Source organism: Pseudonocardia sp. DR1-2, from assembly GCF_023717215.1.
Taxonomy (GTDB): domain Bacteria; phylum Actinomycetota; class Actinomycetes; order Mycobacteriales; family Pseudonocardiaceae; genus Pseudonocardia; species Pseudonocardia alni.
The window spans coordinates 68760-81388 of the sequence record NZ_JAMQOF010000003.1; the positions used below are offsets into that span (position 1 = coordinate 68760).

At 75.3% G+C, this 12629-nt stretch carries 9 protein-coding genes; 7 read left to right on the top strand and 2 right to left on the bottom strand.

The genetic code is table 11. The annotated features are described in order from the left end of the window. The first annotated feature begins 98 nt into the window (after positions 1-98). Positions 99-1208 (top strand): ROK family transcriptional regulator, encoded by a 1110-nt coding sequence (locus ND486_RS09325; RefSeq protein WP_251783860.1) that lies wholly within the window; start codon positions 99-101, stop codon positions 1206-1208. 14 nt (positions 1209-1222) lie between these two features. Here ND486_RS09325 and ND486_RS09330 read toward each other — a convergent pair whose 3' ends face one another. Then, on the bottom strand, positions 1223-2236 hold the full coding sequence (locus ND486_RS09330) for a substrate-binding domain-containing protein (protein ID WP_251783862.1): 1014 nt from the start codon (positions 2234-2236) through the stop codon (positions 1223-1225). 137 nt (positions 2237-2373) lie between these two features. Here ND486_RS09330 and ND486_RS09335 point away from each other — a divergent pair, with 137 nt between their 5' ends. The 6 genes from ND486_RS09335 (at position 2374) to ND486_RS29665 (ending at position 10925) form a co-directional block, all read left to right on the top strand. Then, positions 2374-3693 carry an extracellular solute-binding protein gene (locus tag ND486_RS09335; RefSeq protein WP_251783863.1) on the top strand — a complete coding sequence of 440 codons (1320 nt, stop codon included), beginning with the start codon at positions 2374-2376 and terminating at the stop codon, positions 3691-3693. Then, a complete protein-coding gene (locus ND486_RS09340) occupies positions 3690-4586 on the top strand; it encodes a carbohydrate ABC transporter permease (RefSeq protein WP_251783865.1) in 897 nt (298 codons plus the stop codon). The genes ND486_RS09335 and ND486_RS09340 overlap by 4 nt, the downstream gene beginning before the upstream one ends. 5 nt (positions 4587-4591) lie before the next feature. Further along, positions 4592-5491 carry a carbohydrate ABC transporter permease gene (locus ND486_RS09345; RefSeq protein WP_285898526.1) on the top strand — a complete coding sequence of 300 codons (900 nt, stop codon included), beginning with the start codon at positions 4592-4594 and terminating at the stop codon, positions 5489-5491. 28 nt (positions 5492-5519) lie between these two features. After that, positions 5520-7865 (top strand): glycoside hydrolase family 3 N-terminal domain-containing protein, encoded by a 2346-nt coding sequence (locus tag ND486_RS09350; protein WP_251783871.1) that lies wholly within the window; start codon positions 5520-5522, stop codon positions 7863-7865. A gap of 278 nt (positions 7866-8143) precedes the next feature. Further along, on the top strand, positions 8144-10003 hold the full coding sequence (locus tag ND486_RS29660) for a prolyl oligopeptidase family serine peptidase (protein WP_251783873.1): 1860 nt from the start codon (positions 8144-8146) through the stop codon (positions 10001-10003). Further along, entirely contained in the window at positions 9996-10925 is a 930-nt protein-coding gene (locus tag ND486_RS29665; protein WP_251783874.1) for an alpha/beta hydrolase, read from the top strand. The genes ND486_RS29660 and ND486_RS29665 overlap by 8 nt, the downstream gene beginning before the upstream one ends. A 13-nt stretch (positions 10926-10938) precedes the next feature. Here the strand turns inward: ND486_RS29665 and ND486_RS09365 are convergent, their stop codons facing one another. Continuing rightward, a complete protein-coding gene (locus ND486_RS09365) occupies positions 10939-12495 on the bottom strand; it encodes a serine/threonine-protein kinase (RefSeq protein WP_251783876.1) in 1557 nt (518 codons plus the stop codon). Positions 12496-12629 lie beyond the last annotated feature (134 nt).

Here is a 12629-nt window from a genome sequence, read left to right on the forward strand (position 1 = left end):
GGGAACCGGCTCCGCTGCCGGCCCTCCGACCCTGGCCCACGAGCGGCCGCACGCCTAGACTTTGTTCGTCTTCCGTACGAATTAACACCGGAGCACGCATGGACGCGAGCAGCCGGATCGCCGCCGGTGACCTGCGGCGACACCACCTCGGACTCGTGCTGAGCGAGATCGTCCACGGGTCCGCGATCAGCCGCGCGGGCATCGCCGCGGCGACCGGGCTGACCCGGTCGACGGTCTCCGGGCTCACCGCGGAGCTGCTCGCCGGCGGCCTCGTCCGCGACATCGGGGCCGGCCCGGGCAGCACCTCGGGACGCCCCGGCCGCCGCCTGGTCCCCGACCCGGCCGGACCGGTGGGCATCGCCCTGCAGATCGAGGAGGACGGCGTCGGCGGCTGCCTGGTCGACCTGTCCGGCCGGGCCGGGGCCGGCCGATGGCACCGGGCCGGGATCGCCGGGACCCCGCCGCAGCGGGCCGCACGGGACCTCGCACCGGTCCTGCGTGAGCTCCTGCTCGCCGCGGCCGCCGGGGACCGGCCCGCAGCCGGGATCGTGCTGGCGGTGCCCGGTGTGGTGTCCGGCTCCGCCACCGCGACGGCGGTGACCTCCCCGGCACTGGGCTGGGACGCGGCCGCGATCGGCGCGCTGCTCGCGGCGCAGGCCGAGCAGCTCGGGGCGGGCGGGATCGCGCTGGAGGTCCGCTGCGCCACGGCACTGGCCGCCGAGGCCGAACCGGACACCGGGCCGCCGGGGACGACCACGGTGCACGTCGGCGGACGCAGCGAGATCGGCGTGGCCCTGGTGCGCGACGGGCGCGCCCCGGGCCGCGCCGCGACCCGGTTCGGCCACCTCACCGCCCGCCCCGGCGGCGCCCCCTGCCCGTGCGGCCGGCGCGGCTGCCTGACCGTCGAGACCCGCCCCGGGACCCCGCCCGACCTGCGGCGGTCGGGCCGGCTGCTCGGGCGCGTCCTCGCCGGGTTCGCCGCCCCCAGCGACCCGGACCGCGTGGTGCTGGGCGGCCGGTTCGCCGCCGCCGGACCGGCGTTCACCGCCGCCGTGACCGCCGAGCTGCACCGGCACGGCATCCCGGCGGACCGGGTCGTCCCGTCCGTACTCGGCGCCGACGCGGCCCTGCGCGGCGCCGGGCGGGCCGCGCTGGCCCCGGTGATCGCCGACCCGTGGGCCTGGATCAGCGGCGACCCCGCGCCGTGACGCGACGGCGCGGCTCAGCCGCCGGGGGCGGCCGTACTGGCGCGGACGACCAGCTCGGTGGCCAGCTCCAGGCGGGCCGCGGCCCCGGTGACGTCGGCCCGCGGCTCGTCCAGGGCCAGCCGCACGGACTCCCCCGCCATCCGGGCCAGCGGCTGGCGCACCGTGGTGAGAGGGGGGCTCAGGTACTCGCAGACGGTGATGTCGTCGAACCCCACCACCGACAGGTCCTCCGGCACCCGCAGGCCACGCCGGTCGGCCTCCTGGTACACCCCCACCGCCTGCATGTCCGACCCGGCGAAGACGGCGGTGGGCGGGTCGCGCAGGTCCAGCAGGGCCGCGGCCCCGGCCCGCCCGCCCCCGACGAGGAAGTCGCCGTGGCGCACGAGCTCCTCGTGGGCCTCGATCCCGGCCCGCCGCAGTGCCGCCCGGTAGCCGTCCACCCGCTGCTGGCTGGAGCTCAGCCGTGGCGGCCCGGAGACGATGCCGATCCGCCGGTGCCCCAGCGCCACCAGGTGTTCAGTCGCGGCCAGCCCGCCGGCCCAGTTGGTCGCCCCGACCGTGGGGAACGAGGGCGGGGCGTCACCCACCGGGTCCAGCAGGACCACCGGCGCCTCGAGGGCGGCCAGCCGGTCGGAGGTCTCCGGGTCACGGTCGCCGACGACCACCACGACACCGTCGCTGCCCCGCCCGGCGATCCGGTCGAGCCAGGCCCGCGAGCCGGGGTCGTCGTAGCCGGTGGTGTTGAGCACGACCTGCCGGTCGGTGCGCCGGGCCTCGGCCTCGGCGCCCCGCAGCACCTCCATCGCCCAGAACGAGTCGAGGCGGTCGACGACCACGTCGACCAGCCCGGTCCGGCGTCGCGACGCCCCGCCGCGACGGCGGTAGCCGCTCTCGGCGACGACCTGCTGCACCAGCTCGCGGGTGGACCGGGCGACGTCGGCCCGCCCGTTGAGGACCTTCGAGACGGTCGGGACCGAGACACCGGCCTGTTCGGCGACCTCGGCGATCGTCACACGGCTGCGTTTCACGCCCGCACCTTATCGAAAGTTTCAAAAGATCGTCGCCGAGACATCGCGCCTTGACGGCCCCGTACAGGCGCTCTAACTTGCGTTCATCGCGTTCGCAAGTCTCGGAAACTTTCGATCGACTGCTCAAGGGAGAGCCCATGTCGACCTGGTCACGCGTCCGCCGGACCGTCCTCGCGGCCGCACTCGCCACCGGTCTCGCCGCCGTCGCCGCCTGCGGGGGAACCGCCGGTCCACGGGCCGGCGGCGGGGCCGGTCAACTCACCCTCTGGACCCTGCAGAACGAGGGGATCAACTCCGTCCAGCAGGCCGCCGTGGACCGCTTCAACGACACCGGTGGCCCACAGATCGACCTGACCACCTACCTCAACGACCCCTACAAGTCCGCCCTGCAGACCGCCATCGGTTCCCCGAACGGACCGGACGTCTTCTACAACTGGGGCGGGGGCAACCTGAAGGGCTACGCCGACGCGGGGCAGGCCGCCGACCTGACCGCCGCGCTCGACGCCCGGCCGGAGGTGAAGCAGGCCTTCCTCCCGCAGGTGCTGGAGACCGGCACGATCGACGGCAAGGTCTACGGCATCCCCATGCAGGGCGTGCAGCCGCTGTCGTTCTTCTACAACAAGGACGTGTTCGCGCAGGCGGGCATCACCGAGTTCCCGACCACCTGGCAGGGCTTCCTCGACACCGTCGACCGGCTCGAGGCCGCCGGGGTGCAGCCGATCGCGCTCGCCGGGGCCCAGTCGTGGACCGAGATGATGTACCCGGAGTACCTGCTCGACCGGGTCGGCGGCTCGGAGAAGTTCCAGGCCATCGCCGACGGCAAGCCCGGCGCCTGGCGTGACCCGGCCGTGGTGCAGGCGATGACGATGGTCCAGGACCTGGTGGACCGCGGCGCGTTCGGCACCAACTTCACCGCCGTCGACTACGACAACCAGGCCTCGCAGGCGCTGCTGACCAGCGGCCGCGCGGCGATGGAGCTGATGGGCTCCTGGCAGGTCACCAGCCTCAACGACAACTTCCCCGACTTCCTGGAGCAGGGCAAGCTCGGCTGGGCGCCGTTCCCGGCCGTCGAGGGCGGCACCGGCGACCCCAGCACCGTGATCGGCAACCCGTCGAACTACTACTCGGTCAGCGCCCGGTCGGCCGACGTCCCGGCGGCGACGGACTTCCTGCTCACGCAGATGACCGACCCGCAGTACGTGCAGGGCATGCTGGAGAACGGCCAGGTCCCCGCGCTCGCGGGCATCGAGCAGCAGGTCGGCTCGACCGGGCCGTTCGCGGACTTCAACTCCTACACCTACGACCAGACGAGGAACGCCGCGACCTTCGTGCAGTCGTGGGACCAGGCACTGCCCGCCGCCGAGGCGCAGACCATGCTGACCAACCTCTCCAAGGTCTTCACCAAGGAGCTGACGCCGCAGCAGTTCGCCGAGGCGATGGACAACGCAGGCCGATGAGCACCACGTCGGTGACCGGGTCGGGGCGGCCCGGGTTCGTCTGGGCCGCCCCCGCCCTGGCCTTCTTCGCCCTCTTCGCGCTGCTGCCGATGCTCGCCGTCGTCGTCCTCAGCTTCACCGCCTACGACGGCCTGTCCGCGCCGCGGTGGACCGGGCTCGACAACTGGGTCCGGCTCGGCTCGGACCCGCTGTTCACCGAGTCGCTGCAGCTGTCGTTCGTCCTGACCGCGGTCTCCTGGGTGGTGCAGACCGCCGTCGCGCTGCCACTGGGCGTCTGGCTCGCCGGCCGCGGCCGGTCGCGGGCCGTGCTGGCGGCGCTGTTCTTCGTGCCGCTGCTGATGTCCAGCGCCGCCATCGCAGTGCTGTGGGGCACCCTGTTCGACCCCAACTTCGGCCTGGCGTCGGTGCTCGGCCCGCTGGTCGGCATCGACGACGGCAACATCATCGGCAGCAACCGGTACGCCTTCGCCGCGGTGATCGCGGTGATCGCCTGGCAGTACATGCCGTTCCACACCCTGCTCTACCAGGCCGCGGCCCGGGCGATCCCGGCGCAGCTCTACGAGGCGGCCCTGATCGACGGGGCCGGACGCCTGCGGACCTTCGTCTCGATCACCGTCCCGCAGCTGCGGGACACGATCATCACCTCCGGCGTGCTGATCGTGGTCGGCTCGATGACGACGTTCGAGGTCGTGCTGATCCTGACCGGCGGCGGGCCCGGCACCGCCACCCGGATCCTCCCGCTGCACATGTACCTGGAGGGGTTCCGCAGCTTCGACATGGGTTATGCGAGCGCGCTGGCCGTCGTGCTGCTGGTGCTGGGCACCACGCTCTCGCTGGTGATCGCCCGGGTGACCGGCTACCGCCGGATGACCAGCCAACGGGAGGGGATGTGAGCACGATGTCCGCCACCACCACCGGTCCCGCCCCCGGGCGGGACGCACCCCCCGCGCCCACCGGCACGCCGCGGCCCGGCCGGGTCCGCCGCACCCGTCCGAACCTGGTGGGCGGCCTCGGTGCGGGCGTCTGGTTCGTCGTGGTCGCCGTCCCGCTGTACTTCCTGCTCGTCACCAGCTTCCGGGCGTCGTCGGACTACCTCTCCGACGGTCCGCTCGCGGTGCCGTCGGGCCTGACGACCGACAACTACCTCGAGGTGCTCTCCTCGAACTTCCCGCGCTACTTCCTCAACAACGTCCTGGTCGCCGCGGCCTGCGTCGCGATCGTGCTCGTCCTGGCCCTGCCCGCGGCGTACGCGATCGTCCGCAGCCGCAGCCGCTGGGTCGCCCGTGGCTTCACCGTCCTGCTGCTCGGGCTCGCCGTGCCCGCCCAGGCCGTGATCGTCCCGCTGTACCTGATGGTCACCCAGCTGCGGCTCTACGACACCCTGCTCGCGATCATCCTGCCGACGGCGGCGTTCGCCCTGCCGCTCGCCGTGGTCGTGCTGTCCTCGAGCCTGCGCGACATCCCGGGCGAGCTGTTCGAGGCCGCGGTGCTGGACGGGGCGGGCCCCGGACGGGTGCTGGTCTCGCTGGTGCTGCCGCTGGCCCGGCCCGGGCTCGCGACGATCGGCATCTTCACCGCGTTGCAGGCGTGGAACGGCTTCCTGTTCCCGCTGGTCCTGACGCAGAACGCCTCGGTGCGGGTGCTGACGCTGGGGCTGTGGGACTTCCAGGGCCAGTACGGCACGAACGTCCCGCTCATCACCGCCGCGGTGCTGCTGTCGCTGCTGCCGTTGCTCGTCGTCTACCTGCTCGGGCGCCGCTTCCTGCTCGCCGGCCTCACCGCCGGCGCCGGCCGCTGAGCCCCTCCCCGACCCGCGAAAGGCCCTCATGAGCACGGACCTGTCCCCGTCCACGACCATCGGTTCCGACCCGCGTCCCGCCGCCCTGCTCGCCCGGATGACCCTGGAGGAGAAGCTCGCGCAGCTCGTCGGGCTGTGGGAGGGACGTGACCACGCCGCCGACACCGACACCGACGGCGACGTCGCGCCGATGCAGGACTCGATGCAGTCCGGCCACGCGGGCTTCGACTCCTTCGCCCGCGACGGACTCGGCCAGCTCACCCGGGTGTTCGGCACCGCCCCGGTGGAGCCCGCCGACGGCCTGACCCACCTCGCCGACCGGCAGCGCAGGCTGGGCACCGCGACCCGGCTGCGGATCCCGGCGGTGGTGCACGAGGAATGCCTGACCGGGCTCGCCGCCTGGCGGGCGACGACGTTCCCGGCGCCACCGAGCTGGGGCGCGGCGTTCGACCCGGACCTCGTCGAGAAGATGGCGACCGCGATCGGGACGACGATGGCCGGTCTCGGGGTGCACCAGGGCCTCGCCCCCGTCCTCGACGTCGTCCGCGACGCCCGCTGGGGCCGGGTCGAGGAGTGCATCGGGGAGGACCCCTACCTCGTCGGCACGATCGGCACGGCCTACGTGCGCGGGCTGCAGTCCGCCGGGGTCGTCGCGACGCTGAAGCACTTCGTCGGGTACTCCGCCTCGCAGTCCGGGCGCAACCTCGCCCCGGTGCACGCCGGGCCCCGTGAGCTCGCCGACGTGCTGCTGCCGCCGTTCGAGATGGCGGTGCTCGACGGCGGTGCCGGCTCGGTCATGAACTCCTACGCCGAGGTCGACGGGCTCCCCGTGGCGGCCGACGCCGGACTGCTCACCGGGGTGCTGCGCGACCGGTGGGGCTTCACCGGCACCGTCGTCGCCGACTACTTCTCCGTCGCCTTCCTGCACACCCTGCACGGGACCGCGGGCGACCTCGGTGCGGCCGCCGAGCAGGCGCTGGTCGCGGGGATCGACGTGGAGCTGCCCACCGGCACCGCGTACCTGGAGCCGCTGGCCGACCGGGTCCGCTCGGGCACACTGCCCGAGCACGTCGTCGACCGGGCCGTGCTGCGGGTGCTGGAGCAGAAGGCCCACCTCGGCCTGCTCGACGACGGCGCCGCGGCCCGCGCCGCGGACCGGGCCACCGCACGCGCCGCGACCCCGGTCGACCTGGACCCGCCGGAGCACCGGGCGATCGCCGCGCGGCTGGCGGAGCAGTCGGTCGTGCTGCTGCACGACGACGGCGTCCTGCCGCTCGCGCCCGGCAGCCGCCGCATCGCCGTCCTCGGCCCGAACGCCGACGACCCGGCCGCGCTGATGGGCTGCTACAGCTTCGCCAACCACGTGCTGCCCCAGCACCCGGGCACGGAGCTGGGCCTGGACGTGCCGACCGTGCTCGACGCCCTGCGTCGTGAGCAGCCGGACGCCGAGCTGGTCCACGTGCGGGGGTGCGACGTCGACACGTCCGACCGGTCGGGCTTCGACGCGGCGGTGCGGGCCGCGGCGGACTCCGACCTGGCCGTCGTCGTGGCCGGTGACCGCGCCGGGCTGTTCGGGCGTGGCACCTCCGGCGAGGGCTGCGACACCGACACCCTGGAGCTGCCCGGGGTGCAGCGGGAGTTCGTCGAGGCCGTGCTGGACGGCGGCACACCGGTGGTGCTCGTGCTGCTGACCGGGCGCCCCTACGTCCTGGACTGGGCGCTCGCCCGGTGCGCGGCCGTGGTGCAGGCGTTCTTCCCCGGTCAGGAGGGCGCGGGCGCGGTGGCCGGCGTGCTGTCGGGCCGGATCAACCCGTCCGGGCGGCTCCCGGTGAGCCTGCCCCGCTCGGCGGGGGCGCAGCCGTACTCCTACCTGCACCCCCGGCTCGGCGCGGCGAGCCCGGTGACCGCGATCGACACCGCACCGGTACGGCCGTTCGGGTTCGGGCTGAGCTACACCCGGTTCAGCTACTCCGACCTGCGGATCGACCGGGCACGGGTACCCACCGACGGAGCGTTCACCGTGACCTGCCGGGTCCGCAACGACGGTGACCGTGCGGGCGCCGACGTCGTCCAGCTCTACGGCACCGACACCGTCGCCTCGGTCACCCGGCCGCAGCGCGCGCTGCTCGGGTACGCGCGGGTCCCGCTCGAGCCCGGCGCCGCCGCCGACGTCGTGTTCGACGTGCCGGCCCGCCGGCTCGCGCTGCACGACCGCAGGATGTGCCACGTCGTCGAGCCGGGCGCCGTCGAGCTGTTCGTCGGTACCTCCTGCACCGACCCGGTGCTGCACGGCGCCGTCGAGCTGGTCGGCCCGGTGCACGAGGTCCGGGTCACCGACCGGCGGATCGTCGACGTCCGGATCGTCCCCTGCTGATCGCGACGGTTGTCACCCCCCGGAAACGTGTCGGGTCTTGCGGCGGGACCACGATCCACGTGAGGTGGTCCCATGTGCGGCGTCGTGGGCGGGATCCGGATCGACGGCCACACCTCTGATGCGGGGCCGGTCCCGGACGCCGGGGCCACGCCGGCCGGCCGGTATCTTCTCGTTCCGGCCGGGCACCGGGGGCCGGGGCGCCACCCCGCCGGGGGCGTGCACCGGTGTCCCGTGCCCGCGTCCGCGGTCCGCAGCGGCACGAACGGGGGTGGTGACGGGTGAGGTCCGTGCGGGCGGGCACACCCGCCCCGGACACCGCGTCCGTGTCCTCCGCCGGGGCCGAACCCGGGCACCACTCGCCCGCGGTGTCCCCCGACGGCACCCGCATCGCCTGGATCTCCGACCGCACCGGGCGCCCGCGGGTGCACGTCGCGGCGCTGCCGGCGGACGGACCGGTCGACCCGGACGGGGCGCGGGTACTGGAGGCCCCCGGCCCGCACGCCGACGTGACCGCGCTGTCCTGGTCCCCCGACGGCAGCCGGATCGCGGTGCAGGTCGCCCCGTGCGGCGGCGACCGCACCCGGGTGGCGCTGCTGGACCCCGACGGCGGGCCCGCCGTCGGGATCGCGACCCATGCCACCGCCGTCGTGCTGGGCGCGTGGGCGCCGAGCGGGCGGTCGCTGGGCGTCACCGTGCTGTCCGACGCGACCCCGCGCGGCGCCGAACCGGGCGACGGCACCGCCTGCCTGGTCGACGTGCGGGACGGCTCCTCCACCGTGCTCGGGTCCGGGCAGGCTGCCGTCGTCCAGGCGGTGTCGGCCGACGGACGACGGGTCGTGCTGCGCACCGGCCGCCGCGGGGAGCGCGCCCTGGAGCTGGTCGACCTGCACCGCGGCACGCGGGACCGGGTGATCGGCGGGCCCGGCGGGGCGCTCACCGCGGCCGCCCGCTTCGGCAGCGCCCCCGGCACGCTCTGGGTGCACACCGACGCCGACCGCGAGCACACCGCGCTGCTCGCCGTCGCGCTCGGCCCCGCGGGCGAGCACCGCCTGTCCCCCGCCCGCCCGGTCGCCGTCCGGCCCGGCGCCGACCTGGAGGTCGTGGCACTGGACCCGGCTGGTCCGCGAGCCGCGCTGGTGTGGAACGTCGGGGGGCGCAGCCAGGTCGAGATCGCCGACCTGCGTGGCGGCAGGCCGGAGCGGCTGCCCGCGCCGTGCGACGTCGTCACCGGGGTGGCCTTCGCCCGCGACGGCGTGTCACTGCTGGTGGCGGGGCACGCGCCGGGGGTGGCGCCGTACGTGGTGCGGATGCCGCTCGACGCGCGCCCGGCCACACCGCTGCTCGGCGGCACCCCGGTGACGCCGCGGCCCCCGCGCCCGGAGGCGGTCGGCTTCCCGGCCGAGGACGGGCTGCGGCTGGCCGGATGGCTGCACCGGCCGTCGTCGCCGACGGGGGTGGGGTTCGTGTGGCTGCACGGCGGGCCCGAGTCCGAGGAGCGGCCCGGCTGGGCGCCGCTGCTGCACGGCCTGGTCGCCGCCGGGGTCACCGTGCTCACGCCGAACGTGCGCGGGTCGTCCGGGCGCGGGCGGGCCTTCGCCCGGCTCGACGACGGCCCGCTGCGGCCGGGCTCGATCGCCGACGTGCGGGCCGCGACCCGGCTGCTGGCGGGGGTGCCCGACGTCGACCCGCGCCGGATCGTCGTCGGCGGCCGGTCCTACGGCGGGTTCCTCACCCTGGCCGCGCTGACCCGGTTCCCGGAGCTGTTCGCGGCCGGCGTCGACGTGTGCGGCATGTCCGACATGACCGCCTTCTACGCCGACTCCGAGCCGTGGATCAGCGGGCCCGCGACCACCGAGTACGGACACCCGCAGCGGGACCGCGCGCTGCTGGAGGAGCTGTCCCCGCTGCGCGCCGCGGACCGCATCGCCGCACCGCTGCTGGTCGTGCACGGCGAGCACGACACGAACGTCCCGCTGGCGCAGGCACTCGCGATCCACGCGGCACTGACCGCGCGCGGTGCGCCGGTGGAGCTGCTGCGCATCCCCGACGAGGGCCACGAGGTGCACGACCGGCACACCCGGGCCGCGGCGAACGCCCGCATCGTGGAGTTCGTGACCGCGACGGTGGCCCGTGGCTGACCGGGTGCCCCGGCCCGGGTGGGCGGTCGCGGTGCGGGCGCTGGTCGGGATCGTGGCCGTGGTCGTCGTGGTGGGGATCGTCGTCGTCGCGGGCCCGGTGCTGCTCGCCGGGCACCCGGCCTACCCGGTGCTGCTCGCCGTCGTCGCCCTGGTGGGGCTGGTCCTGGTGGTGCGCTCGGGGCGCCCGGCCCGGCCCGGACGGCTGCGGACGACCGGGCGGGCCGCCGGTGCGGTGCTGCTGGTCGCGCTGGTCGCCGCCGTGCTGTGGCTGCGTCCCTACGCGGCCGACGAGACCGCGCTCGCCGCGACCACGCCGTCGGACCGGGTCGCGGTGGTGCACACCGCGACGACGTGGGAGCTGCGCCCGACCGCGCCGTCCGGCCGGGGCCTGGTGTTCGTCCCCGGGGCGCTGGTCGACCCGCGGGCCTACCTGGCGCTGCTGCGCCCGCTGGCCGAGCAGGGGGTGCGCGTGATCGTGACCGCGCCGCCCCTGGGCGTCGCACTGACCGATCCGGGGGCCGTCGGCCGGGCGGTCGGTTCGGCGCCCGAGGTCCGTACCTGGGCGGTCGGCGGGCACTCCCTCGGCGGCGTGGCGGCCGCGCGGGCACTGGACGTGCCCGGGGTGCGTGGGCTGGTGCTGTGGGCGTCCTACCCGGCCGCCGACGTGTCGGGGGCGCCGGTCGCGGCCCTGTCGGTGTCCGGCTCCCGCGACGCGCTGGCCACCCCGGACGCGATCGCGGACTCCTGGGCGCAGCTGCCCGCGGGGACCCGCTTCGTCGTCGTCGACGGAGGGGTGCACGCCTACTTCGGGGACTACGGCCCGCAGACCGGCGACGGCGAGCCGGGTGTGGACCGGGCGACCGCACAACGGCAGATCGTCGCCGCGACCACGGACGTCGTGACGTCGCTGCGCCCCGGCTGACCGGTCGGGACGGTCAGGCCGTGCTGAACGACTGCAGGATCTCCTGGCCCTCGCTGTCGGTGCCGACGACGAACCGGTAGTTCTCCCGGGTCGTCGTGCCGTCGTTGCGCATGAACACGACGGTCGCGGTGACCGTGTTCGGGCCGGCGTTGCGCAGGTTCTCGGCGTAGACGTTCCGCACGGTGCTGTAGAAGGTCCGGAAACCCTGGATGCCCTGGCTCTGGGCCTGCGCCTGCGGGCTGAGCATCGCGAACGCGCCGTCGATGTCGCCGGGCAGCATCCGGTAGTAGTTCTGCACGAACGACACCGGATCCTGGACCTCGCCGGTCGCGGTGGTCGGTGTCGGCGTCGGGGTGGTCGTCGGCGCGGGCGTGGTCGTCGGGGCCGCGCTCGGCGTCGGCGACCCGCTCGTCGTCGGGGCGGCGATCACCGGCGGGGCGTCCTGCTGCCGGCTGGTCGAGTAGACGCCGAACGCGACACCGCCACCGACGACGAGCAGCACGGCCACCGCGCCCAGCACGACCGGGGTGCGACGACCCCGCCCGTCCCGGGAGCGGGTGGCACCGCCCCGTCGGCCGCCACGGCCGCCGGGACCGGGGATGACCTGCGGTGCGGGCACGGCCGGCGCGTCGACCACGGTACCGCCGCCCTGCGCCTCGAGCCCGTCGGGCGCGCCCGCGCCGTCGCCGGTGTCCATCACCGCGGTCGCCGTCGACGGCGTCGCGAGACCGGCGACGGACTGGCCCGCGGCGATCCGGGCGAGCGCCTCGCGGGCCTGGGCGGAGCTGGGCCGCTCGGCGGGGTCGTTGGCGAGCAGGCGCATCAGCAGCGCGGTCAGCGGGCCCGCCTCCTGCGGCGGGGTGATCGCGCCGGTGGCGACCTTGTGCAGCAGGGCGTAGGCGTTGTCGTCGAGGCCGAACGGCGGCTCGCCCTCGACCGAGGCGTAGAGCATCGCGCCGAGCGCGAAGACGTCCGAGGCGGCCGTCGGCTCCTGGCCGCGGGCGACCTCCGGGGCCAGGAAGGCCGGGGTGCCGGCGATGACGCCGGTACGGGTGAGCTGCACGTCGTCGACGGCGCGGGACACCCCGAAGTCGGTGATCTTGGCCCGGCCGTCCTCGGCGATCAGGACGTTGCCCGGCTTGATGTCCCGGTGCACGACGCCCGCGGTGTGCGCGGCGGCCAGCCCGTCGGCGACCTGACGGCCGATCGCGGCGGCCTCCCGCGGCGGGATCGGCCCCTTCTCGGCGAGCACCGCGGCCAGCGAGCGCGACGGCAGGTACTCCATGACCAGCCACGGACGGTCGTCGTGGACGACGACGTCGAACATGCTGATCACGTGCGCGTGCTGCAGGCGGGCGCCGATCCGGCCCTCACGCAGGATCCGCTGGCGGGACTCCTCCAGCTGCTCGTCGGACGGCAGGGCCGCCGCGAGCAGTTCCTTGACGGCCACCGTGCGGTTCAGCAGCTCGTCCGTCCCCCGCCACACGGCACCCATCGCACCGGCACCGATCCGCTCGTCGAGCCGGTAGCGGTTCCCGATCCGGTGGGCGTCGGGGATGGGCGAACTCATGAGGTCCAAGGGTAGGGAATCGAGGCCGGGCCGCCGTCGGCAGGGCAGGTGCTGCGAACGACCGGGAGAGGGACCACGGACCCTACGCGACCACCGGTCGCGCAGCCAGCGACCGTACGCCACACCACAGGACC

Excerpts from the sequence above, each read along its gene's own strand:
- ND486_RS09325 (WP_251783860.1), top strand. The coding sequence starts at position 99 with ATGGACGCGAGCAGCCGGATCGCCGCCGGTGACCTGCGGCGACACCAC.
- ND486_RS09335 (WP_251783863.1), top strand. The coding sequence starts at position 2,374 with ATGTCGACCTGGTCACGCGTCCGCCGGACCGTCCTCGCGGCCGCACTC.
- ND486_RS09340 (WP_251783865.1), top strand. The coding sequence starts at position 3,690 with ATGAGCACCACGTCGGTGACCGGGTCGGGGCGGCCCGGGTTCGTCTGG.
- ND486_RS09345 (WP_285898526.1), top strand. The coding sequence starts at position 4,592 with ATGTCCGCCACCACCACCGGTCCCGCCCCCGGGCGGGACGCACCCCCC.
- ND486_RS09350 (WP_251783871.1), top strand. The coding sequence starts at position 5,520 with ATGAGCACGGACCTGTCCCCGTCCACGACCATCGGTTCCGACCCGCGT.
- ND486_RS09365 (WP_251783876.1), bottom strand. The coding sequence starts at position 12,495 with ATGAGTTCGCCCATCCCCGACGCCCACCGGATCGGGAACCGCTACCGG.